The organism is Pseudarthrobacter sp. NamB4 (genome assembly GCF_005796185.1).
In the GTDB taxonomy this organism is placed as follows: domain Bacteria; phylum Actinomycetota; class Actinomycetes; order Actinomycetales; family Micrococcaceae; genus Arthrobacter.
Genome location: NZ_VAHM01000006.1, coordinates 56473 through 83381 on the forward strand (window position 1 = coordinate 56473; position 26909 = coordinate 83381).

Annotated in this window: 19 protein-coding genes; 12 read left to right on the forward strand and 7 right to left on the reverse strand. The window is 64.8% G+C overall.

Features of this window, described 5'->3' with window-relative positions:
* Positions 1-13: 13 nt before the first annotated feature.
* Complete coding sequence (gene murJ / locus FDW81_RS07365) at positions 14-2239, reverse strand: murein biosynthesis integral membrane protein MurJ (protein WP_138133547.1); 2226 nt, start codon at positions 2237-2239, stop codon at positions 14-16.
* Positions 2240-2298: 59 nt separating this feature from the next.
* Entirely contained in the window at positions 2299-2799 is a 501-nt protein-coding gene (locus FDW81_RS07370; protein ID WP_050057127.1) for an NUDIX hydrolase, read from the reverse strand.
* Positions 2800-3006: 207 nt separating this feature from the next.
* On the opposite strand from FDW81_RS07370, the gene FDW81_RS07375 reads away from it, so the two are divergent.
* The 12 genes from FDW81_RS07375 to FDW81_RS07435 all read left to right on the forward strand — a co-directional run bounded on the left by FDW81_RS07375 (position 3007) and on the right by FDW81_RS07435 (position 19028).
* Positions 3007-4515: a CCA tRNA nucleotidyltransferase gene (locus tag FDW81_RS07375; protein WP_138133548.1), complete on the forward strand. Its 1509-nt coding sequence runs from the start codon at positions 3007-3009 to the stop codon at positions 4513-4515.
* Positions 4512-5096, forward strand: a complete 585-nt coding sequence (locus FDW81_RS07380) for a histidine phosphatase family protein (protein WP_138133549.1) — start codon at positions 4512-4514, stop codon at positions 5094-5096. Before FDW81_RS07375 ends, FDW81_RS07380 begins: the two co-directional genes overlap by 4 nt.
* A gap of 52 nt (positions 5097-5148) precedes the next feature.
* The gene (locus FDW81_RS07385; RefSeq protein WP_138133550.1) at positions 5149-6615 is read left to right on the forward strand and encodes a glycosyltransferase family 87 protein; all 1467 of its coding nucleotides are present in this window, start codon (positions 5149-5151) and stop codon (positions 6613-6615) included.
* Positions 6608-8059, forward strand: coding sequence for an NAD(P)/FAD-dependent oxidoreductase (locus FDW81_RS07390; RefSeq protein ID WP_138133551.1), 1452 nt, complete (start codon positions 6608-6610; stop codon positions 8057-8059). Before FDW81_RS07385 ends, FDW81_RS07390 begins: the two co-directional genes overlap by 8 nt.
* A gap of 64 nt (positions 8060-8123) precedes the next feature.
* Positions 8124-10112 (forward strand): penicillin-binding transpeptidase domain-containing protein, encoded by a 1989-nt coding sequence (locus FDW81_RS07395; RefSeq protein ID WP_138133552.1) that lies wholly within the window; start codon positions 8124-8126, stop codon positions 10110-10112.
* A gap of 92 nt (positions 10113-10204) precedes the next feature.
* Positions 10205-11887: an ABC-F family ATP-binding cassette domain-containing protein gene (locus tag FDW81_RS07400; RefSeq protein WP_138133553.1), complete on the forward strand. Its 1683-nt coding sequence runs from the start codon at positions 10205-10207 to the stop codon at positions 11885-11887.
* A 140-nt stretch (positions 11888-12027) separates the two neighbouring features.
* Positions 12028-12798: a DeoR/GlpR family DNA-binding transcription regulator gene (locus tag FDW81_RS07405; protein WP_138133554.1), complete on the forward strand. Its 771-nt coding sequence runs from the start codon at positions 12028-12030 to the stop codon at positions 12796-12798.
* Positions 12795-13991 (forward strand): MFS transporter, encoded by a 1197-nt coding sequence (locus FDW81_RS07410; RefSeq protein ID WP_138133555.1) that lies wholly within the window; start codon positions 12795-12797, stop codon positions 13989-13991. Before FDW81_RS07405 ends, FDW81_RS07410 begins: the two co-directional genes overlap by 4 nt.
* A gap of 67 nt (positions 13992-14058) precedes the next feature.
* Positions 14059-15555 carry a bifunctional phosphatase PAP2/diacylglycerol kinase family protein gene (locus FDW81_RS07415; RefSeq protein WP_138133556.1) on the forward strand — a complete coding sequence of 499 codons (1497 nt, stop codon included), beginning with the start codon at positions 14059-14061 and terminating at the stop codon, positions 15553-15555.
* A 176-nt stretch (positions 15556-15731) separates the two neighbouring features.
* Positions 15732-16679: an ABC transporter ATP-binding protein gene (locus FDW81_RS07420; protein ID WP_138133557.1), complete on the forward strand. Its 948-nt coding sequence runs from the start codon at positions 15732-15734 to the stop codon at positions 16677-16679.
* Positions 16676-17527, forward strand: a complete 852-nt coding sequence (locus tag FDW81_RS07425; RefSeq protein WP_138133558.1) for an ABC transporter permease — start codon at positions 16676-16678, stop codon at positions 17525-17527. The genes FDW81_RS07420 and FDW81_RS07425 overlap by 4 nt, the downstream gene beginning before the upstream one ends.
* Before the next feature lie 175 nt (positions 17528-17702).
* Positions 17703-19028: a M18 family aminopeptidase gene (locus FDW81_RS07435; RefSeq protein ID WP_138133559.1), complete on the forward strand. Its 1326-nt coding sequence runs from the start codon at positions 17703-17705 to the stop codon at positions 19026-19028.
* Here the strand turns inward: FDW81_RS07435 and FDW81_RS07440 are convergent.
* From FDW81_RS07440 to FDW81_RS07460, 5 genes are all read right to left on the reverse strand, one after another.
* A complete protein-coding gene (locus FDW81_RS07440; RefSeq protein ID WP_138133560.1) occupies positions 19025-19690 on the reverse strand; it encodes a NeuD/PglB/VioB family sugar acetyltransferase in 666 nt (221 codons plus the stop codon). The two genes, FDW81_RS07435 and FDW81_RS07440, sit on opposite strands and share 4 nt — an antisense overlap.
* Entirely contained in the window at positions 19687-20817 is a 1131-nt protein-coding gene (locus FDW81_RS07445) for a DegT/DnrJ/EryC1/StrS aminotransferase family protein (protein WP_138133695.1), read from the reverse strand. Before FDW81_RS07445 ends, FDW81_RS07440 begins: the two co-directional genes overlap by 4 nt.
* A gap of 84 nt (positions 20818-20901) precedes the next feature.
* Positions 20902-22050, reverse strand: a complete 1149-nt coding sequence (locus FDW81_RS07450; protein WP_138133561.1) for a Gfo/Idh/MocA family protein — start codon at positions 22048-22050, stop codon at positions 20902-20904.
* Positions 22051-22064: 14 nt separating this feature from the next.
* Positions 22065-23639 (reverse strand): sugar transferase, encoded by a 1575-nt coding sequence (locus FDW81_RS07455; protein WP_138133562.1) that lies wholly within the window; start codon positions 23637-23639, stop codon positions 22065-22067.
* Positions 23640-23793: 154 nt separating this feature from the next.
* Entirely contained in the window at positions 23794-26487 is a 2694-nt protein-coding gene (locus FDW81_RS07460) for a LuxR family transcriptional regulator (RefSeq protein WP_138133563.1), read from the reverse strand.
* Between the last annotated feature and the right edge of the window lie 422 nt (positions 26488-26909).

Here is a 26909-nt window from a genome sequence, read left to right on the forward strand (position 1 = left end):
AGCCGCGGGAAAGTCACTTTTTTCGCGGACGCCGCGGCTTGAAATAAGGGTTCTCTCCGGCCTTCCCCTGGAAGGTGCGGCGGCCAGGCAACGGGATTTGCTCGCGCAGGAAACCTCCCCGGGCAGTGCTGGGCTGGTCCTCCCCCGGAAGGTAGCCGAGGTCGGAAGAATCCTGCCCGTCGTCGTCGGTGCGCTGGCTCCGCCGCGTCCCGTGGTGGTGGCCTTCCTGCTCCGGAGCCGGCCCGGCGCGGAAGGAAACAGCGTCGAACTCGCCCGAAATCCGCGGAATAAGCCCCGTGTCCACGGACGTGGTGGCGCGCTCCGGAGCCGCCCGCCTATGCTCACCGGACGGGTCACCAGGGGGAACGTCCGACGGCGGGGTCCCGCCTTCCGCGGCAGGGGCAGGTGGGCCGCCATTGCCGCGGCCCAGGCGGCCAAGGAGGGGGCGGAGCAGGTCGTGGAGTTCGGCCACGCGGAAGAGTTTGAGCAGGAAGAAGTAGGCCACCAGCATGACCGGGCCCACCACGATGACCGTGATGAGGGCACTCAGCCGGTCGCGCCAGGCGAAGCCGTCGGGGCTGTAGCTGCCCATCAGCCACAATGCCCCGGCACCTGCGATGGCGGAACCCAGCGCCGCCCAGCCCATGCGGATGTAGGAGTTGGCGATCCGTGCCCCGTCCAGATGGCCCAGGAGACGCCGCAGGAAGAACGCACTGATAACAACGGAGAGGATATTTCCCACCATGTAAAGGACGGCGATGGCGTAGATGATCTGGGTGACCGGGAGGAACTGGATGGCGAACGCACCGGCCACGTAGACAACTGCCAGCTGCAGCTGGACGTAGAAGGGGGTGCGCGCATCCTCATTCGCGTAGAACACCCGGGACATCATGAAATTGGCGCTCATGAACGGTGTACTCAGCGCCAGGATGGTGAGCGTCTGGGCCAGCATGACGCCGTCCTGCCGGAGGCCGCCCGAGAAGAACATTCCCAGCGGACCCGCAAGGGCAAAGAGGGCCAGCGCGCCAAACACCGTGGCCACGGCCATGGTCCGCAGACCGTGCGAGAGGGCATCGCGGAGCTCGTCGCGGTTACCGTCCTGGGAGGCCCGCGTCATCCGGTTGAACAGCACCGTGGCAAGGGACAGCGCGATGATGGAGTGCGGCAGGAGATAGAGCTGGCTGGCCACCTCCAGGACGGCGTTTCCCGGCAGCATGTACGCCGCGGGGTCCCCCGCCTGCTGCAGCCGGAGGCGTTCCGCGCCGGGGATGGTGGCAATGCGCATGACGTACAGGAAGGCGAGTTGCCCGACGGCGGCAGTCAGCAAGGTCCACACGCTCAGTTTGGCTGCCTTGCCCAGCCCCACCCCGCGCCAGCCGAACCGCGGCCGGAGCCCCAGCTTCAGCTTCAGCACCGGGATCATCAGGATGGCGGTCTGCGACACCACCCCGATGGTGGAGAATCCGGCAACCAGCAAAGTCTGGGTGCTTCCCCAGTTGTCCAGGGTGTGGGCATTGAATTCGTTGGCGCCGAAGATCCAGATAAACATGCCCAGCCCGGCAATGGCCACCAGGTTATTAAGGATGGGCGCCCACATGGCAGGGCCAAACGCGCCGTTGGCGTTCAGGACCTGGGTGAGGAGGGCGTACAGGCCGTAGAAGAAGATTTGCGGCAGGCACCAGAAGGCAAAGGTCACGGCCAGCGCCTTTTGCGGCGGCGAGTATCCCTGAGTGGTCAGTTCAATGACCCATGGGGCCGCCAGCGTTACCAGTGCCGTCAGCCCCAGCAGCAGCAGGACAGCCAGCGTCAGCAGCCGGCTGATATAGTCCGCCCCCTTGTCCGGAGCCTTGCTGGCCTTGATGATCTGCGGCACCAGGACTGCATTGAATACCCCACCCGCCACCAGCAGGAAGATAAGGTTTGGCAGGTTGTTGGCGTTGATGAACGTGTCATTGACCGTGGAGCCCAGGCCCAGGGCGGTACCGAGCATCCAGGTCTTGCCGAAGCCCAGGAACCGCGACACCAGGGTTCCGGCCGCCATGATGGCACTGGACCGGGTTTCGCTGGCTTGGACAGCGCCGGTTTCTGCGCTGTCCGCTGCTGCGTTGGCCGCAGCCGCACCGGGCTGGGCTGCGCCCTCCATTGCGGGACCGTCCAGGGGAACACCGTCGCCGGGCACGCCATCTGGCGTGCCGCCGGGCCGCCCGGCTTGATCGGAAGGAAAATTGGAAGCTGACATCGAGTTCATCGTCTCACCCGCAGGCGCCTAACACCGCAATGCCGGGGGCAGTGGCCGCGCTAAAGGTGCTCGGGCAGGACTTCGCGGGCGAGATCGGCGATCCGGCGTTCATTGGGGAAGGACAGCTTCCGGGCCAGCTCCTGGATGGGAACCCATGCCACGTCCACGGCCTCCTGGTCCGGATCGTTTTCGATGGTTAGTTCGCCGCCGGTGGCCCGCAGGAGGTAGTGGTGCACGGTCTTGTGCACCCGGTGGCCGCTGACGGTGAACCAGTAGTCGATGCTTCCCAGCGGTGCCAGGATGTCGCCCTCGATACCGGTTTCCTCGGCAATTTCCCGGACAGCGGCCTGCTCGTTGTTTTCCTTGCCCTCCGGATGGCCCTTGGGGAGGCACCACTCCAAACGTCCGCCGCGGTTAAGGCGGGCGATGATCGCAACCCTCAACTCGGCGTCGGACGTGTCCACCACAACGCCCCCGGCGGAAACTTCCTCAACAGTGGGCAGTGAGGCCGGTGCCGAATGCTGGGCAGGGGCAACGTGCGCACCGATCGCCGACGGCAATGGTGCGTTTGTCCTCCTGCCTGGAGCGCTCGGTACTGGATGGGCCATGCAGTCCACTCTAACGACTGTTCCCCGTTCGTGATGACCGGAACATGACACCAACATGGACGGCATGTGACGCAGTTTGCGGCGGGTGGAGTGATTCAACCCGATCTTGACCCTATTTTGGCCTGCCGCGGCGCTGGTTTCTGACAAGCTTAAGTAACTATGGCGCACGCACATCACAAGACTGACTCCCAGACCGTCGATTTCCAGGTGGACCCGGTGGTCCTGGAGCTCGGCCAGCGCTTCGTGGACGCCGGTCATGAGCTGTCGCTGGTGGGTGGCCCGGTGCGGGACCTGTTCCTGGGCAGGACTTCCCCTGACCTGGATTTCACCACGGACGCAACGCCGGACCAGACCGTGGGTCTTATCAAGAAGTGGGCGGACAACTACTGGGAGATCGGCCGGGCCTTCGGTACCATCGGCATGCGCAAAGCGGGCTTCCAGATCGAGATCACCACCTACCGGGCCGAGGCCTACGATCCTGACTCACGCAAGCCTGTGGTGGCATTCGGCTCCTCCCTGACCGATGACCTGCTCCGGCGGGACTTCACCATCAACGCGATGGCGCTGAAGCTGCCGTCGCTGGAGCTGGTGGATCCCTTCGGCGGCGTCCGCGACCTCCACGCCTCGGTCCTGGCCACACCCGGCGCGCCCGAGCTTTCCTTCTCGGACGACCCGCTGCGGATGATGCGCGCGGCGCGGTTCGCTGCCCAGCTGGGAGTCTCCGTCCGCGACGACGTCCGGCAGGCCATGACCCGGATGGCCGACCGCATCAGCATCATTTCGGCGGAACGGGTGCGTGACGAACTGGTCAAGCTCATCTGCGGAGCGCGCCCGCGCGTGGGGGTGGACCTGCTGGTGGATACCGGGCTGGCCGAGCATGTGCTGCCCGAGGTTTCCGCGCTGCGGCTTGAGTCCGACGAGCACCACCGGCACAAGGACGTGTACCAGCACTCCCTGCAGGTTCTGGAGCAGGCAGCGGAGCTGGAGACGGACGCCGAAGGCCCCGTGCCCGGGCCGGACTTTGTGCTGCGCTTTGCGGCATTGATGCACGACGTCGGCAAGCCGGCTACGCGACGGTTCGAACCGGGCGGAGCGGTAAGCTTCCGCCATCACGACATGGTGGGTGCCAAGCTCACCGCCAAACGAATGAAGGCGCTGCGTTTCGACAACGACTCCACCAAAGCGGTGGCCCGCCTGGTGGAGCTGCATATGCGCTTCTACGGCTACGGGGATGCCGGCTGGAGCGACTCGGCAGTCCGCCGCTACGTGACGGACGCCGGTCCCCTGCTGGAAAGGCTGCACCGGTTGACCCGCTCGGACGTCACCACACGCAACCAGCGAAAAGCGGAGCGGCTATCCTTCGCCTACGACGATCTGGAAGACCGCATTGCGGCGCTGCGCGAGCAGGAATCCCTGGACGCTGTGCGGCCAGACCTCGACGGCGCCCGGATCATGGCACTCCTGAACCTCAAGCCCGGACCTATGGTGGGGCGCGCTTACAAGTTCCTGCTCAACGAGCGCATGGAAAACGGGCCCCTTCCCGTGGAGGAAGCGGAGGCGCGGCTCCTCCGCTGGTGGGAGGAACAGCCTGAATCAACGCCTGCCGCTCCCGTGGCCGGACAGTCTCCGGCCGGCGTCGAGCCTTCCCCTTCTGAGGAGTCCAAGTGACCGTACCTGCCCTTGCCCCGCGCCCCCAGCTCTGGATCCTCCGCCACGGCGAGACGGAATGGTCCAAGAGCGGCCAGTACACCGGACTCACCGACCTCCCGCTTACCGTCGAGGGGGAACAGCAGGCCGTGGAGGCCAGGAAGGTTCTGGACCCGGTGGAGTTCGACCTGGTCCTGACCTCCCCCCTAAGGCGTGCAAGGCGCACCGCGGAGCTTGCCGGTTTCCCGGACGCCCAGCACGAACCCCTGGCCGTCGAATGGAACTACGGGGACTACGAGGGGATCAGCTCCGACCTGATCCGCAAGGACAATCCCGACTACCTGATCTGGACGCATGGCGTGCCCAACGGGGAAACCCTGGACGAGGTTGCCGCCCGGGCGGACAAGATCATCGGACGGGTGCTGGAGTCCGGGATGGATAACGTGTTGATCGTGGCGCATGGCCATTTCTCGCGGATCCTCACCGCCCGCTGGCTGGAACTGCCACCCACAGAGGGCCGTCACTTCATCCTGGGAACCGCTAAAGTCTGCACCCTCGGCTGGGACAAAAAGACTCCCGCTATTGTCCGCTGGGGGCTTTAAGGGACATTGCCGAAATCTGCCGGTCCTGCCAGGCGGCGGTAAGCTCAAACGCATGCAGGAGACCCAACCGCCGGAGCGCCGAGGACGGTTACGGCTGGTGGTTCCCTCCAGGAGCGACGTGTTGCTCAGGAACTTCACGGAGCTGGTGGGCGGACCTCTTGGGTCGAAGGCTGCTCCTGGGATGGTGTCGCCCGGGGCCTTCACAGTGGAGCGGGTACTGGTCATCCTGACCGTAGTGGCTGCGCTGGCCGGCATCCTCGTGAAGGGGTACTGCCGTGCCAACGGCTGGGAGTCCCCCACCCAGTTCTACGCCACGTGCTATTCCGACTTTCCCGAGCTTTTCCGTAACCGCGGGCTGGCGGAGGGACAGTTTCCCATCCTGGGCGGCGGCACCGCGTTTGAGTACCCGGCCCTGATCGCCCTGATCGCCGGAATAACCGCCTGGCTGGTCCCCGGTGCGGGGCTCTCGGATGTGCGGGTACTGGCATATTTCGATATCAACGCTGTGCTTCTGGCGGCCGCCACCGTGGTGGCTGTCCTGGCCACCGCGAGGACGGCAGGCCGGCGGCCGTGGGATGCAGCCATGGTGGCACTGGCTCCGGGCATCGTGCTTGCCGGGACCATCAACTGGGACCTCTGGGCGTTAGCCCTGGTTGCAGTGGGCATGTATCTCTTCTCCCGCGAACGGCTGGTACTGGCCGGCGTCTTCATAGGGCTCGCAACCGCCGCGCAGGTGTATCCACCGCTCATCCTGGTCGCCATCCTCCTGCTTTCCTTGCGCACCGGGCGCTTCCAGCCGCTGTTGAAAACAGCAGGTTCGGCGGCCCTCTGCTGGTTCGCCGTGAACCTGCCGTTCGCCCTCGCGAACCCTGCGGGCTGGGCCTACTACTTCCAGTATTCGGCCGACCGCGACGCCGGCTACAGCTCCCCGTGGTTCGCCGTCAACCTGCTGCTGCAAAGGACCAGGGGACAGGAGTTGAGCGCTGCGACGGTGGACGTGCTGTCGTCCGGCTTTTTTGTTCTTGCCTGCGTCCTCATCGCGCTGGTTGCGCTCACGGCGCCCACCCGCCCGCGCCTGGCCCAACTGGCTTTCCTGATCGTGGCGGCTTTCATCCTGACGAACAAGGTCTACTCCCCCCAGTTCGTGGTGTGGCTGATTCCACTGTTGGCCTTGGCGAGGCCCCGGTGGCGGGACTTCCTAGTCTGGCAGGGCATCGAAGGCCTGCACTGGGCCGCTGTCTGGATGTACCTTGGACAGGTGACCAGCGCAGGCTCTTCCCAGCACAACCTGGACATGCCCTACTACGTGCTGGCGGTGGCGGCGCACATGACCGCAGTGGCCTACCTGATGGCGCGCGTGACGTGGGACATCTACGACCCCAATTACGACCCCATTCGGCGGCACCACCTGGACGATCCCCACGGCGGACCTTTTGCCGGTGCCCCGGACCGCTTTCGGCTGGACCTCCTCCACCCGAAGAACTCCCTACTCTTCCGGAAGGCCCCACCCCATGCCTGATGCAGTAGTTGTCGGAGCAGGACCGAACGGGCTGGCAGCAGCGGCGATAATCGCCCGTGCCGGGCTTTCGGTGGAAGTGTTCGAAGCTTCTTCCTCCATGGGCGGCGGAACGCGGACCTCGGAACTGATGCAGCCAGGGCACTTCCACGACATCTGCTCCGCCGTGCATCCCATGGCCCTGGCCTCGCCCTTCTTCCGGGCGTTCGAACTGGCGAACAGGGTGGAACTCGTCAGCCCTGACATCTCCTATGCGTCACCCCTGGACGGTGGACGGGCCGCCATCGCATACCGCTCATTGGACAGGACCGCTGCGGAACTTGGCAGGGACGGTGCTGCATACCGGCGCTTGATGGCACCCCTGGTCAGAAACATCGACGACGTCATGGACTTCACACAAAACCAGCTGTTAAGGATTCCCCGCAATCCGCTGGTAGCCGGAATTTTCGGGCTGCGGACAATGGAACAGGGTTCCCGGGCCTGGAACGCCAGGTTTCGTGAGGACCTGGCCCCCGCCCTTCTGGCAGGCGTCGCCTCGCATGCCATCTCCCACCAGCCTTCGCTGGCTGCGTCCGGGGCCGGACTGATGCTCGGCGCACTCGGGCACGCACAGGGCTGGCCCATCCCCATCGGCGGCTCTGCTGCCATCTCCGCAGCACTCGCTGACGACATCCGTGCCCATGGGGGGCAGATCCACACCGCTGCCCCGATTGAGCGGCTCAAGGATCTTCCCGCCGCGCGGGCCACCCTGCTGAACGTTTCGCCCCGTGGACTGGTCCGCATGGCCGGGGATGCCCTGCCCGCCCGCTACCGCTCGTCGCTGGAGGCTTTCAGGTACGGCAACGGCTCCTGCAAGGTGGACTTCATCGTGTCAGGACCTGTTCCATGGCAGGCCCCGGGGCTGGCTGATGCCGGAACAGTGCACCTGGGCGGCACGCGGAAGGAACTGGCCCACTCGGAAAACGAAGTGAGCGCAGGCCGGCACCCGGAGAAGCCCTACGTCCTGGTGGCGCAGCCGTCACGCTTTGATCCCGGCCGGGCACCCGCCGGGCGGCAGACGTTGTGGACCTACTGCCACGTCCCTGCCAATTCCACCGAGGACATGACGGAAGTCGTTACCGCCCAGCTGGAACGCTTCGCACCGGGTTTCCGGGACCTCGTGGTGCAGTCCCGCGCCGTCACCGCTGCCGGGCTGGCCGAGTACAACCGCAACTACATCGGCGGAGACTTCAGCGTCGGAACCATGGACCTGCGCGGCCTGCTGCAGCGGCCGGTGGTGTCGCGGGTTCCCTGGCGGACTCCCCTGCCCGGCGTCTACCTCTGTTCCTCCTCTACTCCGCCGGGGCCCGGGGTTACCGGCATGCCCGGCTTCCATGCGGCGAGATATGCCTTGAAGGACATATTCCAGTTGCCTGTTCCTGCACTGGGTATGGCCACAGCCGAGTAAATCCGCGCACCCCTTGGTTACGGGAATGGTAAGAGGCGGGCAAAAGCCGGGGATAATGGCCCCCATGGGGAAAAACACAAAAATTTCGGTTGCCGTAGCTGTGATTGTTTTGGGGACGTCGCTGGTGGCTTGCGACGACGGGAGGAGCGGCGCGGAAACAGCCGTGCAGCAGTACGCGGCGGCCGTGGCCGCGGTGGACCTGAAACCGGTAGCCTTCGACGGCAAAGACGCCGCAGCCGCCACTGACCAGCTGCGGAGCGTCTTCGCTGCTCTGGAGCCACAAAAGCCGGAGGTCCAGGCAGGTGAGGTGGCCCTTGACGGGGACAACGCCTCCGCACCCTTGAATTACACGTGGAAATTCGGCGACGCAGAGTGGAAGTACACGGTCCCCGCGAATTTCAGGAAGTCCGGAGACAAGTGGCTCGCCGTGTGGGATCCCGCCACACTGGCTCCAGGGCTGGCGGACAGCGAAATCCTCACCAAAGGCGCCCAGTCCCCGCCGCGCGCGGACATCCTCGGAGCGGGCGATGTCCCCCTTGTCACCTACCGGCCCGTCGTGAACGTCGGTATTGACAAGCCTCAGCTGGGCGGGGCCGATCCGGCCGATTCCGCCACCAAACTCGCCGCCCTCGTCGGGGTTGACCCGGCCGGCTACGTCCAGCGGGTGCAGGCCTCGGGAGCGGAAGCTTTCGTTTCCGCGATCACCCTGCGGGAAGAAGGGCGGACCGTCACGAACGAGCAGATAGCAGCCATTCCGGGGGCCCGCGCCATTCCCGGCTCCATTCCGCTGGCGCCCAGCCGCACCTTCGCGCGCGCCGTGCTCGGTACCGTGGGTGAGGCCACCGCTGAGCAGATCGAAGCATCCGAAGGCGCCCTGACCGCCGGCGACGTGACCGGCATTGGCGGTCTGCAGCAGCAGTATGATGACCAGCTCCGGGGGACTGACGCCGTCGTCATCCGCGCCCAGCGCGCTGACCTCACACGGGAGCAGATCGAAACTGCGGCAACGGACCCCCGGCGGGTGCTGTTTGAAGTGGCGCCCACGCCTGGAACCCCGCTGAAAACAACCATCGATCCACGGTTCCAGTCACTGGCGGAATCCACCCTGGAGGACGTGGGCCCGGCGTCCGCGATCGTTGCTCTGCGTCCGTCCAGTGGAGCGGTCCTTGCGGTAGCGTCCGGTCCGGGCAGCAACGGCTACAACACGGCCATGCTGGGCCAGTATGCACCGGGGTCAATCTTCAAAATGGTGGACTCGCTGGCCATGTTCCGCAACGGGCTGACCCCTGAGTCGAAGGTGCAATGCACGCCCACCCTGACGGTGGACGGGCGCACCTTCAAGAACGCCGAGGGATACCCTGCCACCTCCCTCGGCTCGGTGAGCCTGCGCGATGCCTTCGCCCATTCCTGCAATACGGCATTCATCGCGGCACGGGACACTGTGTCACAGGGGCAACTTGAGGCTGCGGCACTGGCCATGGGAATCGCCGTCGAAGCGCCCTCATTGGGAGCCGAAGCGTTCCTTGGCTCCGTTCCCGGCGAGGCGACCGGGACGGAGCATGCCGCTTCCATGATCGGCCAGGGTAAGGTGCTGCTCTCACCGCTGGCGGCAGCGATGATGGCCGGCTCCGTGGCCAAGGGAGCGCCTGTCTCACCCCAGCTGGTGACAAATCCCGACGGCGGTGCTGCAGTTGCCGGCACTACGAGCGGTTCCGCGGCGCCGGCCGCCCAGCCGTCCGCCACCGCTACGGCAGAAGCGCCGACCACTGCCTCCGACGAGCCGATTACTGCCGCCGAGGCTGCCTCTTTGGCCGACATGATGCGGGCCGTAGTTACGTCGGGCCATGCCGGATTCCTTTCCACCGTGCCCGGCGCGCCTGTGGGAGCCAAGACAGGGACAGCGGAATTCGGCAAGGAAAACCCCCCGAAGACGCACGCCTGGATCGTGGCCGTCCAGGGCGACCTGGCCGTTGCCGTCTTTGTGGAGGATGGCGGCTTGGGGGCTACTACGTCCGGTCCGCTGCTGAAGGAGTTCCTCACCGCCGCAGGCTAGTGTTTTTGTCCAGATATGCAGGCTTCTGTGGGCATTCAAGCCCTGCATATCTGGACAAAAACTCCAAGGGTGGCCGTGGGAAGATGGAACGTGTGGCCCATATTGACGTTTCCGGCATCGATTACTTCCTCTCCGACGGCACCCAGCTGCTCAACGGGGTGACCTTCAAGGTCCCGGACGGCAGCAAAACGGCCCTGATCGGACCCAACGGCACAGGAAAAACCACGCTGTTCCGGATCATCGCCGGAGACCTGGTTTCCGACGAAGGGGTCATCGGGCGCTCCGGGAACATGGGCATTATGCGCCAGTTCGTGGGCCGGGTCCGCGACGGTTCCACCGTCCGGGACCTGCTGGTTTCCGCTGCGCCGCCCGCACTGGCCGCCGCGGCTCGCGAGGTGGACGAGGCTGAGCTGGCAATGGTGGAGCACGACGACGAACCCAGCCAGATGCGCTACGCCCAGGCGATCGTTGACTGGGGGGATGCAGGCGGCTACGACGTCGAGACCGTCTGGGACGAGGTGTGCATGGCCGCGCTGGGACTTCCCTTTGACCGCGCACAGCACCGCCCGGCGTCGAGCCTTTCCGGAGGTGAGCAGAAGCGGCTGGTGCTCGAGGCGCTGTTCGCCGGGCCCGACGACCTGCTGCTGCTGGATGAACCGGACAACTACCTGGACGTCCCGGGCAAGCGCTGGCTTGAGGACAAGTTGAACGAATCCAGGAAGACGGTCTTCTTTATCAGCCACGACCGGGAGCTGCTCAACAATGCGGCTGGACGCATCGTAACGCTCGAACCGGGAATCAACGGCGCAGGGGCCTGGGTTCACGGCGGCGGATTCGGTTCCTATGTTGAGGCGCGCGCGGACCGTAATGCCCGGTTCGAGGAGCTGCGCAAGCGGTGGGACGAGGAGCACGTGAAGCTCAAGGAACTCGTCAACATGTACAAGAACAAGGCCGCGTTCCGTTCTGACATGGCCAACCGTTACCACGCTGCCCAGACCCGCCTTGCGAAGTTCCTGGAAATTGGCCCGCCCGAGGCGCTGCCGATCGAACAGAACGTGCAGATGCGGCTCCGCGGCGGGCGCACCGCCAAGCGGGCCATCGTTGCGGAGAATCTGGAACTTACCGGGCTCATGAAGCCCTTTTCCACCGAAGTGTGGTTCGGCGACAGGGTGGGCGTGCTCGGCTCCAACGGGTCCGGAAAATCGCACTTCCTGCGGCTGCTGGCCACCGGGGGAACCGATCCTGAGCGGGAGCACCTCCCCGTGTCTGATGTCGAGATCGCCGAAGTCCCGCACGAGGGGACGGTGAAGCTGGGCGCCAGGATCCGGCCCGGTTTCTTCGCCCAGACGCACGTTAGGCCCGACCTCCTGGGCAAGACGCTGCTGGAAATCCTGCACCGCGGTGATGAACACCGGTCCGGCCTGGGCCGCGAGGCGGCAGCCGGAGCGTTGGACGGTTACGGACTGGCAGGCCAGTCGGAGCAAAAGTACGAATCCCTCTCCGGCGGCCAACAGGCCCGGTTCCAGATCCTCCTCCTGCAGTTGAGCGGGGCCACCCTGCTGCTCCTCGACGAGCCCACGGACAACCTGGACCTGCACTCCGCGGAGGCGCTGGAGCGGGCCATTGACCACTTCGAGGGAACCGTCCTCGCCGTGACGCACGACCGCTGGTTTGCCCGGACGTTCGACCGCTTCCTGGTGTTCGGCGCAGACGGCAAGGTGTACGAGTCCAGCGAGCCGGTGTGGGATGAGAAGCGAGTCGAGCGCACCCGCTGACCCAACGCTCTCCCAGTTGATGCGCGTTTTCGGCCAACCCTCTCTCACCCGTGCAGGAACGTTCGGGTAAAAGACACATTAAGGGAGAGAGCGTCTGATCAGTTTATCGGCAAATGATCAAGGGTTGCTATCATTTGATCATGAGGACGGAAGAACGCCAGAGGGCAATTGCGGAGATTCTCCGCCAACGGTCCCAAGTGACGGTGGACGAGTTGACCGAGGCGTGCCAAGCCTCTGGCGCCACCATTCGCCGCGACCTTGAGGTACTCGCAGGCCACGGCGTCCTGCGCCGCATCCATGGCGGGGCCCAGAGCCTGATTGGACGGGGAGAGAATCCAGGCTACGGCCAGCGCGAGCTGGAGGACCAGGACGTTAAGAAGCGGATCGCCGCCGCGGTGGCGGCGCTGCTCAGGCCCCGCGAACATGTCTGGCTGGACAGCGGCAGCACCGCCACCGAGGTGGCCCGGCAGCTGGCTGGCCGGGAACTGACGCTGATGCCCATGTCCCTGCAGGCCCTCAATGCCGCGGTGGCCGGGGAAACAGCGGGGACCAGGCCGGCTCTCCTGCTGCCAGGAGGGGGCCTCATACCGGGCGAGCTCTGTCTCCGGGGGCCCCTCGCCGAATCGAACATCCGGTCCCTCCGCTTCGACACCGCAGTGGTCACCCCCTGCGCCGTGGACTCCAAGGACGGGTTGCTGGCCCATGACCTGGAGGACGCCGCGGTGAAAAAGGCGGGACTGGAGTCAGCCGGGAGGGTGGTGGTGGCCGCTGCCGCTTCCAAGTGGCATGCGCAGGCCCGGGTACTGGTATCCGGCCTTGAACGGGTGGATGTCCTGGTGACGGACAAGGTTTTCAGCGCGGAAGAGCGCGTGCATCTGGACGAATACTCTGTGGAAGTAGTGAGTGTATGAGCATCAATACCGGTACGGAACAGCAGGCGGGGCTGAAAGCGGCCGCGGCAGCCACTTTTGTGGTCTTCGGAATCAACGGACTGGTGTTTGCCAGTTGGGCCGCAAGGATCCCCGCGGTCACCGAGACCCTCCAGATCACGTCAGGGCAGATGGGAACACTGTTGCTGTGCACGGCCATCGGTTCGCTGCTGGCACTGCCCACGGCAGGACTGGTGGTGGGCAGGATTGGAACCGCCAACACGGTCCGATTTGGCGGGCTCCTGGCCGCCCTGGCGGGCGTCGGTATCGCACTCTCGCTCCAGGCCACATCGATTGCAGGCACGGCAGTTGCCCTGTTCTTTTTTGGCATAGCGATTGGTCTGTGGGACGTGTCCCAGAACATTGAGGGGGCCGATGTGGAACATAAGCTGCGGCGCACCATTATGCCGCAGTTCCACGCTGCCTTCAGTGGCGGCGCCTTCATCGGGGCACTCGTGGGCGCCGGGCTTTCAACCCTGGGGGTTGGCCTGCCGCTGCACCTGCTGGTCATCGTGGGCATAGTGCTGCTGGTGACCATGGTTGCGCCCCGCTACTTCCTTCCACACATTGCGGCACCCGTTCGCGCAGACGGCGAGGCCAAGCCGGCCAAGGGACCCTCCGCCTGGCGTGACAGCAGGACCCTGCTCATCGGCGTCGTGGTCCTGGGTGCCACCCTGACCGAGGGCGCAGGCAACGACTGGATCGCGAAAGCCTCCGTGGATGGGCTCGGGACCTCGGAGTCCACCGGTGCCCTGATGTTTGCCCTCTTTGTCCTGGCCATGACCGCCATGCGGTTCCTCGGTGGCCGGGTGATCGACAAGTACGGGCGGGTTGCCGTCCTGCGGGCAAGCATGGCGGCAGCGGCTGCAGGGTTGTGCCTTTTTGTGCTCGCCGGAAATGTATGGCTTGCTGCCGCCGGGGCAGCCCTCTGGGGCATTGGAGCAGCGCTTGCCTTCCCCATGGGCATGTCCGCCGCAGCAGATGATCCAAAGCATGCGGCCGCAAGGGTGTCGGTGGTATCAACCCTGGGCTATATCTCCTTCCTGGCTGGACCTCCCCTGCTGGGATACCTGGGTGACCTCACCGGAATCCACCTTGCGCTGTTGGCCATTCTCGCGCCAATCCTCCTTGCCCTGCTGCTGGCCGGTGCGGCCAAGCCCCTTAAGGCGGAGTAGCGCCGCAGTTGTGGGCCCTCCCAGCCCAACCGCAATCCTGCTCCTGCTCCGGCGGTAGGGTGAGGGAATGCAGAGCAAATGGCGGGGAAGCCATCGTTGGATCAGCCGGGCAGATCGATACCTGGTCCGGCATGTATCGGATCTGCCCGGCGGGAACCATGACGACTTTTTCCGGAAGCTCTCCGCGTCCGCCAACCACGGGAAACTCTGGATGGCGGCCGCTGCTGCCATGGCTGCGTTTCCGGGACGGACCCGCCGCGCCGCCCTGCACGGACTCATAGCCCAGGCATTCGCTTCCGCGGTGACCAATGGCATTTTCAAGACGCTGCTCCCCCGGGCCCGACCGCTTCCGGAGCACCTCCCGGTGTTCCGGTTTGTCCACCCCCAGCCCACCAGCTCTTCCATGCCATCCGGCCACTCCGCGTCTGCCGTAGCCTTCGCTACGGGCGTGGGGCTGGTGCAGCCGGCCCTCGGTGCCCTGTTGGCCCCGGCAGCTTTGGGCGTGGCATATTCCCGCGTCCACACCGGCGCCCACTGGCCCTCCGATGTCCTCTTCGGTTCAGCCCTCGGTGCCGGCGCAGCTTTGCTGACGCGCCGCTGGTGGCCGGTCCGGCCGGCTTTTCCGCAGGTAACGCGGACCTGGACGCCTGCGCCCGAACTGCCGGGCGGCGAGGGCTTGAGTATCGTCGTCAACACCCTCGGTGGGTCCTTCACGGAAGAAACCGCCGCCGCGCTCCAAGAAGTATTCTCAAAGGCGTATATCAATACCGTCCGCCCTGAGGAGGATCTGCTCCAGGAGATCAGGAGGACAGCCGACCACCCTGGAACCCGTGCCCTTGGCGTCTACGGCGGGGACGGGACCGTCGGGGCTGCGGCGGCTGCCGCCGTCGAACGGTCCCTTCCGTTGCTGGTCCTGCCGGGCGGCACGCTTAACCATTTTGCCCGCGACGCCGGAACCGGGAGCCTCAAGGGGGCGGTGGCCGCCGCGTCGAAAGGGGGAGCGGCACTGGCTGACATCGGCATCGTCACCGTCGAGCGGGGGCTGCCCGGCAAACCGGAAAGGGCCCGGTTGACCATGTTGAACACCTCCAGCGTGGGCCTCTACCCCAACTTCGTTCGCCGGCGGGAGCAGCTGAAGCCAGCCTTGGGAAAGCCACTTGCCGGTGTGGTGGCGATGCTCCGCACCTTCTCTGCGGGCACCCCCACCACACTGACCGTGGACGGCAGGCAGCACAAAGTATGGATCGCCTACGTCGGCCGCGGCCGCTACTACCCACGCGACCATGCCCCCTTGCTGCGGCCGGTCATGGACGACGGCGTGCTGGACATCCGCATGATCACGGCCGATGAATCCTTTGCGCGGGTCCGGCTGCTGTGGTCAGTGCTGACCGGGACGGTGGCAACTTCCCGCATTACCCACCTGTCAGAGGCAACAAGGGTGCGCATCGATGCCGGCGGATCACCAATGGCCTTGGCGGTTGACGGCGAAGCGCTGGCCGGCGTGCGCAGCGTTGAATACACCCTGCGGCCCCGCGCCCTCACCTATTACTCTCCCCATTCCTGACGGTTTACAGCGCCCGGTGGCCGGTCGCCGGGCCCGTCATTCAAGGGGAGTACCTGACCTCCCCTGAATCATCCCTGAGACCGGCGCGAATCTTCGCCTGCCGTGGGTAGCGTGGTGCTTACCAATCCTCCGAAAGGCATCCCGCAGTGCACAGCTGCCGTCAGAAGGAACAACCCATGATTGAGGCAACAGGACTGACCAAGGTCTATGGCGATAAAACCGCGGTGGACGGGGTCAGCTTCACCGTCCAGGCCGGGCACGTCACCGGCTTCCTGGGACCGAACGGAGCCGGTAAGTCCACCACCATGAGGATGATCATGGGGCTGGACCGGCCCACCTCCGGTTCGGTGACGGTCAACGGGGTGCCCTTCGCCCAGCACGCCGCCCCGCTGCGTGAGATCGGTTCGCTCCTTGACGCCAAGGCCGTCCACACCGGCCGGACCGCGTACAACCACCTCCTGGTCATGGCTGCGACACACAGGATCCCCAGAAAGCGGGTCCAGGAGGTCATCGACATGACCGGCCTGGGTGAGGTTTCCAAAAAGAAGGTGAAGGGATTTTCGCTCGGCATGGGACAGCGGCTGGGCATAGCAGCTGCCCTGCTGGGCGATCCGCAGACCATCATCCTGGATGAACCCGTCAACGGCCTTGACCCCGAGGGCGTGGTGTGGGTCCGGAACCTGGTCAAGTACCTTGCATCAGAAGGGCGGACGGTCTTCCTGTCCAGCCACCTGATGAGCGAGATGGCGCTGACGGCGGACCACCTGATTGTTATCGGCCGCGGCAGGATCATCGCTGATGCCCCTATCGGGGAGATCATCACGGGCAAGGGCCAGTCGCGGGCGCGGGTACGGACAGACCAGCCGCAGCAGCTGATGCGCCTGCTGGCGGCTGACGGCGTCTCGGTGGAGGTCCAGGACCACGAACTTCTTGAGGTCACCGGCCTGCCACCGCGGGAGATCGCCAGGACAGCACTGGACAACCGGATCATGGTCTACGAACTCACACCCCTGCAGGCCAGCCTCGAGGAGGCGTACATGGAACTGACAAAGGATGAGGTGGAGTACCACTCCCTCATCACCACGGGTGCTTCGGCGCCTGCCCGGACTGGAGGAAACCGATGAGCACGGCAGCCCTGCAATCCCGCCGCCCGGAGGACAAGGTTGGTCCCGGCCCAGGCTTCCCGCGTGTACTCCACTCTGAATTCATCAAGTTCAGGACCCTTCTCTCCACCCTGATCCTGGTGGCATCAACGGTGCTGGTAATGGTTGGCTTCGCAGCCCTCAACGCGTGGGGCGTCGGGCAGTTCTCCGAAGCTTCGAAGAGCGATCGGCAGGCTGCCGCGGCCTTTGCTGCCCAGGGGGCAGACCTGACGTCCGGTATTCCGACGTCGGGTATCGCCTTTGCCCAGCTCATCATGGGGTCCTTGGCGGTTCTGCTCATGAGTTCGGAGTTCACCACGGGCATGGCCAGGTCAACCTTCTCGGCTGTTCCGAAACGCACGCCCGCCTTTGTTGCCAAGCTGCTGGTGGTAACGGTGTGCGCCTTTGTGGTGACCGTGGCGTCCTCCTTCCTCGCCTATCTGGCAGCCAGTCCCATCCTGGAGAACTACGGCTTTGACATCGACCTTGGCACCGAGCACTCCCGGCGCCTGCTGCTGGTCAGCGGGATCTATGTGGCGGCGGTAGCGGCGATCGGCATGTCCCTGGGAACCCTGCTGCGCAATTCCGCAGGCGGAATCATGTCCCTGGTGGGGCTCTTCTTCGTAGTCCCCATCGCCTTCCAGCTCATCCCGGGCGAATTCTTCGAGGAGGCGCGGAAGTACCTGCCGGACAATCTTTTCCAGCGGATTATCGCGTCGGCGCCCGCGGAAGGTGCGCTCGAGGTATGGCAAGCGTCAACTTGGCTCGGAGTTTGGGTCGTGGTGCCCCTGGTCGCGGCGATGGCCGCGCTGAAGCAGCGGGACGTCTAGCAGGGCGGACGCGCCGGCCGGGCAGGCCGACGCGTCCTTCGCCGAACTCACGGCACGGCGCAGGGGGCGGCTCCGCCGCTAGCTGCACCGGCACCCGGTGGTCATGGACAGCGTGGTGGCTGGAAGCTACAGCCTGCTGGTGGCGCCGACGGTGGTGGACACTAGACTCGGGACCATGCCTTTCCCAGCTTCCGCCGCAGACCACGTCCAGGACCTTGGCGCATTCGTCAGCGCATCCCCGTCGAGCTTCCACGCCGTCCATGAGGCGGGGCGGCGGCTGGAGGAAGCGGGCTTCACCCGCCTGGACGAGATGGAGCCGTGGGAGGGCGGGCCGGGGCTGTTCTTCATCATCCGGGACGGTGCGCTGATTGCCTGGGCGGTTCCGGAAGGTTCGGGGCCGACAACCGGCTTCAACATCCTGGGTGCCCACACCGACTCGCCCGGCTTCAAGCTGAAGCCCAAGCCGACCACGGGCGTGCACGGCTGGCTCCAGGCCGGCGTGGAGGTGTACGGCGGGCCCCTGCTGAACTCGTGGCTGGACCGGGAACTGCAGCTCGCGGGCCGGCTGGTGATGAAGGACGGCACTGAGCACCTCACCGCCACCGGCCCCCTGCTCCGGTTCCCCCAGCTGGCCATCCATCTGGACCGCACGGTCAACGAGGGGCTCACCCTGGACAAGCAGCGCCACATGAATCCCGTGTGGGGGCTGGGCAACCCTGCGGACTTTGACCTGCTGGAGCTCCTGGCGTCCCGCGTGCCTGATGGCGGCGTAGATCCTTCTGCCGTGGGCGGGTACGACGTCGTCATTGCAGACACGCAGGCCCCCGCGGTTTTCGGGGGCAAGGGGGAGTTCTTTGCAGCAGGGCGGCTGGACAACCTTTCATCCACGCATGCAGGGCTGGTGGCGCTGGTTGCGCACGCCGGGGCGTTGTCATCCTCCAGTGCCTCGGACGCTGCTCCGGGTGGGCCCATTGCTGTCCTGGCAGCCTTTGACCATGAGGAAATCGGCTCCAACTCCCGCTCGGGTGCCTGCGGCCCAATCCTCGAAGATGTCCTGATGCGCATCTCGGACGGACTTGGGGCCTCGGTGGGCCAGCGGCGGCAGGCCCTGGCGGCGTCATTCTGTGTATCCGCAGACGCCGGCCACGCCGTTCACCCGAACTACGCCGAGCGGCACGACCCCGCCAACCATCCTGTACTGAACGGCGGCCCGTTGCTGAAAATCAATGCAAACCAGCGCTACGCCACGGACGCCACTGGTGCGGCATTCTGGGGGCGGCTCTGCGGCGAGGTTGGGGTGCCGTACCAGGAGTTCGTCTCCAACAACGCAATCCCGTGCGGCTCCACGATCGGTCCCCTGACGGCAACCCGGCTGGGAATCCGCACAGTGGACGTCGGCATTCCGCTGCTCTCCATGCACTCGGCCCGGGAGCTGTGCGGGGTGGAGGACCCGCGGCGTCTCGCCGCCGTGACGGAGGTGTTTTACCGGACGGGTTCCTAGGGCTTGGGCTCCTTTGTGAAGGTGAAAATTGAGGGCTCAATCTCGTGCGCAGGAACGCCAACCCAGGTCTCTTCGTCCGGAACGTTGCTGAGTACCGCTGCGCCCATGCCTACGGTGGCGTAGTCGCCCACCGATGTTCTTTCACGGACGCTGGAGTTCATTCCCAGGGATGCCGCCTTTCCTATCCGGACGCCGCCGCCCAGTGAAACGCCCGCGGCAAACGTCGCAAAGTCGGCGACGTCGTCGTCATAAGCGAGCGTTACGGAAGGCATTGCCACCACGTGTGATCCCAGGGTCACGGCCGTGGTGAGGGTCACATTGCGCAGCAGGATACTTCCACGGCCAATGCGGCACCCCTCTGGGTACTGTACGGAAGGATCTATCGCTGTGGCATACCGCGATTCATGGATCCCCAGGGAGGTGAGGCGCTCCACCACGGCCTCCCGTGCCTTCCCGGACGCCAGGCAAACCAAGAGGAAGGCGTGCGGGTAGTTGGCCGCGTCATCAATGCTTCCCAGGACCGGCGCCCCGTCCACAATGACGCCCGCCAGCTCCTGGTCATCGTCCAGCAGTCCAACCACGTCGTACTGGCCGCTGCTTCGCACCATGGCCAGGACTTCGCGGGCAAGTCCGCTCACCGAAATGAGGATCAGCTCGCTCATACGCCCACCGGATGCGCTGCGTTTCGAATGACGTTAATGACGCGGTTGATGCTGGCCGAGTCAATCTCGTGGAACACGGGCAGGACCAAGGTACGGTCGCTCAGCCGTTCCGTATTCTGAAGGCTGGCGTTGCCGCTGTCCCGCCAGCGGTAGGCGGGCTGGCGGTGGGCCGCGTACGATCCCCGGCGGGCCGTTATGCCTGCGTCAGCAAGCCTTTCCAGCAATGTTTCGCAGGTGCTCCCGAACCCCGGTAGGACTTCGAGCCAGAGTGACTGGAAATTGGATGAGCCGTACGGGGGGTCGGCCACGATCCTCAGTCCTTTGATGCCACACAGGGCTTCCATGTAGGTGGACGCTATCTTCCGCCGTCGTTCCACCATTTCCGGGAGGCGCCGCAATTGGATAATTCCCACCGCTGCCTGCAGGTCAGTCATGCGGTAGTCGAAGCCGATTTCGAGGCAGACCTCCCGGGGTGAGAGGAACAGTTCTTCCCGGCTGAGGGCTGTCAGGTTGCTTGAGTGCCCCCGCAGGGCCCTGGCACGGGCGGCCCAGTCCGCGCGGTCAGTCGTCAGCATCCCGCCTTCACCGGTGGTCAGTATCTGGCTTGGGTGGAAGGACCAGACGGCTATGTGTGCTCCGGCAGCCACCGGCTTGCCCTTGTACTGCGAGCCCACCGCACAGGCCGCGTCTTCAATGACCGTAATGCCGTGCCGGTCGCAAAGTCTGCGGATGGGGTCCAGGTCAACCGGGACTCCGCCCTGATCCACTGCTATCACTGCACGGGTGTCCAGGGTCAGGGCAGCGTGGATGGTTTCCGCTGTTAAGTTCCCGGTAATGGGGTCGATGTCGCAAAAAACCGGCCGTGCACCGACGTAGGTGACGGCATTCGCTGTGGCAATGAAGGACAGTGAAGGCACAATAACGTCGTCGCCCGGGCCGATTCCTGCCACTACCAGTGCCAGATGCAGCGCCGTGGTGCAGCTCGACGTCGCCACCGCGAAACGGGCGCCCTGGGCCGCAGCGAACTTGTCCTCGAATTCCTTGACCTTCGGGCCTTGGGTTACACAGCCGGAGAAGACGACTTCGGCAAGGGCGCGTGCTTCCTCCTGTCCCAGCCAGGGCTTCATGACGTCGATGCGGGCAACGGCTGATTCAGTGGCCACGGGGCACCATCTTTCCTAGGAGGAGCAGGACGAAGACCGGCTGTTGTGTCACCTGGACCACAAAACACTTTCAAGCCATCGGTCCGGAGTGTGCTGACCATCGTCGTCCTCCGGTCCTGGTACATGGATGCTTGACGCCTGGCCTTCAAGGCTCCTGCTGCGGGCAACAGCCTCCAACATCCCAAGCACGCGCAGGCCGGAGGTATTGGTGGACGGCATTTTCTGCTGCGCCCCGGCCCGGCGGGCAAACTCAGCAGCCACTCGCCCCCGCGCCTCCTGCCCGAACGGGGGCACCGGCCCATCTTCCGCCGCGACCTGAAGCGCGCCAGGCTCTGCCCAGTAGGGGGACCGGCGCCGCTGCTGCACGGATGAATCAGCATCGAAGATGCCCAGTTGTTCGTCCTGAAGCATGGCATCCCAGACCAGGACAAGCTGCGAACCTGCGATGACCAGTTGATGGCTTTTCACGCGGCTCAGATTGTTGACGTGCAGGTGCACCGTGGCGTCGTTGGGAAGCCGGAAATTCACGTGGCCAACGCAATCCCGCCCGGTTCCCAGCGGGTCACCGCCAAGTGCCGAAACTCCTTGGGGGTTGAGGCGCCCGGTGAAGACGTAGTCAAGGAGGGCAAGACTATCGGGGGCAAGGTCCCAAAAGACGTCCCGGTCAGTCCGGGCCAGGTTGCTTTCGGTCCGCACCGCTTCGACAAAGAGGATGTCGCCCAAGGATCCGCTGCCCACCAGCTTCTGCATTTTTTGCACAGCAGGTTCGAAGCACTGGGCTTTGTTGGCCATCAGGACCACGCCCCTGGCATCGGCCTCGGCAGCCATCTCCTGCCCGCGCTCCAGGCTGTCCGCCAGCGGCTGCTCCACCAGGACATGCTTGCCTGCGCGCAGTGCAGTCATCCCGGTTCCAAACAGGGCACGGAGGGGGGTGGCGATCGCCACCGCGTCCACCTCCACGCTGTCCAGCAACTCATCAATGGCCTCGAACCAAGGCGTGCCGCCGAGCCTCTCCGAGACGTTGCCCGCCCGGCGGGAGTCCACGTCACAGATGGCCGCCAGGTCCCAGTCGGGGCTGGCCTGGAGAGTTTCGGCCATGCCCGCTCCCCGGGAACCTGCGCCCACCACTGCAATCCGCAACCTGTCGGCGCTCACGTGTTCCCTGCCATGGCTGTTGTCCGTAGCGAAAGGTTCCATTCTCTTCCTCTTTGTCAGTAGGCGCCTGAAGGCTGAATGACGGCACGGAAAGTCCGCCACAGGATTAGCAGGTCACCTGGAATTGACCAGTTTTCGACGTAATACAGGTCCAGGCGCACGGCCTCGTCCCAGGACAGGTCGGATCGCCCGTTAATCTGCCAGAGGCCGGTGAGGCCGGGCTTTATGAGGAGGCGCCGGTGGGTGTGCCGCTCGTATCCGCTCACTTCCCGTGCGAGGGGAGGCCGCGGGCCCACCATGCTCATATCGCCGAGAACCACATTCCAGAGCTGCGGCAGTTCGTCGAGAGAGTACTTGCGCATCCAGCGGCCGCAGCGCGTAACCCTGGGATCATTGCGCATCTTGAACAGGACCCCTGCACCTTCATTGGTTTCGTGCAGTACGGTCTGGCGCGCCTCGGCATCCACCACCATGGAGCGGAATTTGTACATGCCGAACGTCTGCCCGCCCTTGCCGACGCGGTCCTGGCGGAACAGGATGGGACCCGGGCTGTCCAGCCGGACGATGACGGCAAGGAGCAACAGCAGTGGCGACAGTGCGATGATCGCGGTACCCGCAAGTGCCACGTCCATCACCCGCTTGAGCACGTGTTTTCCACCCGAGTATTGGGGGATATCCACGTGCATGAGTGGAAGCCCTTCGACGGGGCGCCAATGGATACGGGGGCCCGCGACGTTCGTGAGGGTCGCGGCCAGCACCATTTCGGCAGAGCACTCCTCCAGCTTCCACCCCAGTTCCCGGATGAACTTGTTTCCGCCCGGGAGGGGCCCGGCAACTATCACGGCATCCGCTTCGGCGAGGCGGGCAGTCCGGGCAATGTCGTCCGTGGAAGAAAGCACGGGCACCAGCTGCTCGTCCACCCGCAGCCTCGCACCACGGCGTGAACCAGGGAGGCAGACGCCAAGGATCTTGTAGACGGGTCCGGACTTTTTCTCGATCTGGTGCACAACGTAGCGGACGTCCTCAGGCTCACCCACAACGATTGCGCGTGACAGATGCCGTCCTTTGGCTTTTTCCGCCGCAAGCCGGCGACGGAAGAACCAGCGGTTTGCGGTGAGCGACACGATACCCACGGGGAGAGAAACCGCGAACATCGTGGCGCCGCTCTGAATCGAGAAAACGACGGAAGCAATGGCGATCAGTCCGAAGAGGCGGAAGGTGGCCGTAACGACCCGCTTGTACTCGTCCGCACCGACACCCAGGACCTTGGGATCGCGTGTCTTGTAAATTTCCAGTGCTGCCATCCAGGCCAGTGCCAGCCCCATGCTGGCCATGATTCCCGCAGCCGTCGATGTCCTGCTCAGAAGTCCCGGACTGGCAAAGTGGTAGCCGAGGGCGACGGCTCCGGCGATGAGAACCGAGTCCGCGGCACGCAAGAGGTTGATGTGGACGGCAATCCAGTCCGCTGACGCTTTGCGGCCCGCCGGCGGTGGCACAAGACGGAACGTCCCGCGCGGGCCGGGGGAAACTGACGGGACAGGATGTTCGCCTGCCAGGCTGCCGGCAAGCGCAGGACGTGCCGTCCCGTACAGCAGTGGACGCCGTGGTCCGGTGATGGGTGCTTCTGCCATGGTGACCCCTTCCGGTATGTCCGCTCCTGCTCCGGGCTGTGAAGCAAAACTAGCCGCGGGAGGTCAGGTGCGGAGGGTTCAGGCGGGCCGTTTGTGGCTCACGCCAATGAATAATGTGGTTAATGCGGATAGCTGCAGCAGTGTGGATGCGGGCCTAAAGAACGGGCAGGACATAGGGTTCCGCAGCGGCCCTCTCCTTGCTGGCTGCAAGGGCAGTCAGCTGGGCGCGCGACTCCACCCCGAGCTTGCGGTAGATGGCGGTTAGACGCACTTCCACGGTCCTCACGGAGACGAAAAGCGTGGCCGCGATTTCCTTGTTGCGCATCCCACGGGCCACCATTTTCGCCAGTACCCGTTCATGGTCGGCGAGCAGCTGCATGGCAGGGTTTCCCTGTTGGCCCGGAGGCTCCACCCTCTCGTCCAGCAGGAGGGCATCCACGTGTTGTATCCAGGCATCTGCCCCAACCTCGTCGAACATGACCTTGGCACGCAACAGCCCATCCCTCGCGTCCCGCAGCCGGCCAAGTGCCTTCAGCCGTTCCGAGTAGCACAGCATGGTCCTTGCCCGTTCCAGCAACGAATCACGGGCGTTCCTGCTGTCCAGCGCCTGGCAGAACAATTGCAGTGACTGCTCACCATCGGCCAGAATGGCCCGGCTCCGCGCAACTGCCATCATCAGCCACGGTGAACGCAACCCGACGGCGCGGCTTTCAAGGTTGAGGAGCGCCTGCGTGGCTTCGCGGTGCCGCCCCAGCCGGACCAGCACCTCCACGAGGTCCGAATCGCACCGCAGCAGGGTGGGATTCGTGAAATAAGCGCCAATCTCGGCGGCACGCGACAACTGGGCGAGGGATTCCGCCAGATCACCCCGAAGCAGCGCGAAGTGGCCCTGCCATGCGGCAAGCTGGGCAGTAATGCCAGGGTGGCTTTCGGCACCGGCGAACCGGTGTGCCTCTGTGGCACAGGTCTGCGCCTGTGCATCATCCCCGGCAGCAAGGGCCCGCCACAGGCGAAAGACGTGGCGCATGCCCCGGTGGTACTTCAGCTCAGGTTCACGGAGCTCAAGGTCGTCTATGAGCCTGGCCGCCGTGCGGACGTTGCCGGCCCTTATTTCATTGTCAACCGCCAGGAACAGGGCAGTTTCCCGCCAGTTGGCATGTGTGTCCTCTGCAGAACTGCGCACCATGGCAAACATTTCCTGCGCCTGGTCGTAGCGCTCCAGGTAGGTCAGCACGCGGCCCTGGACCAGAAGCCCTGGCACTGCGGCGTCACCCTCCGGAGTGTGCTTTCGCGCAGGCTGCAGCGCATCCCCCTTGATCGACTCCATCAGCAGGCGTGCGTGTTCTGTCATTTCCCGGCATTCAGCTGACGCGGCGTCCTGGAAATTCCCGGCATATTCAAGGAGGGCAGTGGCATCCTTCAGTTCCCAGCGTTCCGCATAGTAGACGGCGGCCGCGGCGAGAAGGGTGGCGGCGAAGGCAGGGTCGTGCTGGCCGAATTCCTTTACCAGGCGCAGCACCATGCCGGAGCGGACCGCGCCGCCCTGAATGAATTCGATTTCGAAGGAAAGGCCCGTCAGCCGCAGGATCAGGGCGGGATTGCGGGTCACCCGCTGGGCCCATTCAAGGTAGCGCTTGGCGAAAACGAACTCACCCCTGTTGAACAGCAGTTCCGCGACTGTGGCCAAGCGGGCAGCCGTTTCAGCTTCCCAGGGATTGATCGTCAAGGCGCGTTCAACGTATTCGATCGCGAACGGCACTTCACCGCCCCGAATCAGGTCCACAGCATGGCGAAGCAACCCGAACGGCGTCTGCCGCTCCAGTGCCGTGAAGCTGAGATGCCACCTACGGGCGTAAGGATCAGTGTCCTCGGACGCTTCTGCCAGTTCGCGGTGACTGGCGGTGCGGACAGCCGGTGTCATGGCGGCAAAGACATAACCGCGCAGCAGTTGGTCGTGGATTCCGATGTGCGGTCCCCGCCGCTGCACTATTCCACACGCCAGCAGTTCGTCCACGCCAGCCCACACGTCCGGGGTGATCTTCTCGAGCGTGGTGATATCGCTTCGGCACGAGAGCGACAGGAGGTCCAGTACAGTGCGTGCGGGCGCCGTGAGGCCGCCTACAACCAAGGCAAATTCCGCCTCGAAGCTTCCCCTGCAAGGCAGGGGAATGGGAAGGGCGAACTTTCCTTCGGCATGCCGTTCCAGCAGCCGGCCGTAGAGTTCGACGGCGGCGAGAGGGTTTCCCCGGCTGGCCGCGGCAACCGCGTGCGCAGCCGCCGTCGTGGTTTGCCGTGCGGGAATTGCTTCGAGCATCCTGACGGTATCGCTGTAGCTCAGCGGTTGAAGACGCAGGACGGGCAGGCCGCTGAACGGGCTCTCGGGGGTGTCGTCGCGAAGGCAGACGAACAGGGCGATGTCCGTTCCGGCCAGGCGGCGGGCCAGGAAACCGATCACTGCCTGGCTGCTGGGGTCCAACTGGTCAGCGTCGTCGATGACGATGACGGTCCTTGATGATGAACGCTGGTGCAAACCGTTCAGAAGCATGGAGGAGATTGCCGGCACATCCAGGGCTCCTGCGGTATCCCGCAGGAGCTCGTCTGCAATTCTGTTGAGGACGGGATCATCCATGGTGTTCAGGAGGGCAGTCAGGCCCGACATCGGCCAGTCCGACTCAAACGCGGTGGCACCGAGGAAAACGGTTTTGTAGTCCGAGAGCGTGGGAATTTCAGAAAGTAAAGCCGACTTTCCGATGCCGCGACCACCGATCACCGCAAGGGCCGTGTCCTTGGGACCGCGGATCACCGAAAGAAGCCGATCCAGCTCCTTGTTCCGTCCTAACAATGACATGGGTCCCCAATTCTCGAAGAAGGAGACCAGATTCTTTCGTTAGCAGATAGTTCCAATATTTCACCGCCGTCCCGGTTATGCGAAGATAACCCGTTCGGTCGGCAGGCTGTCAGCTCATCGCCTCCAGCGCGGTTCCCAGCCGTTAAGCGAATATAGCCCTGAATTTGCACAGGGCGCTATGTTTTGTTCACTTAGTATTCGCTCAAGATCACCCCTGCTTTTCCTCAAGAGAGGAGCTGATGCCCTACCTACCTAATCGCGGCCGAGGGTGCACTCCCCTACCTAACGCTCTTGATCCGCCCAGGAACCCTGTATCAATCGAACTGGCCTGGAGAGGAGCCCTCTACCTACGTACTGCAGGGAGTCCATGCCGGAAAATCCGAGTACCCACTACTCGTGCGGCGCCATTAGGTAGGGCGTAC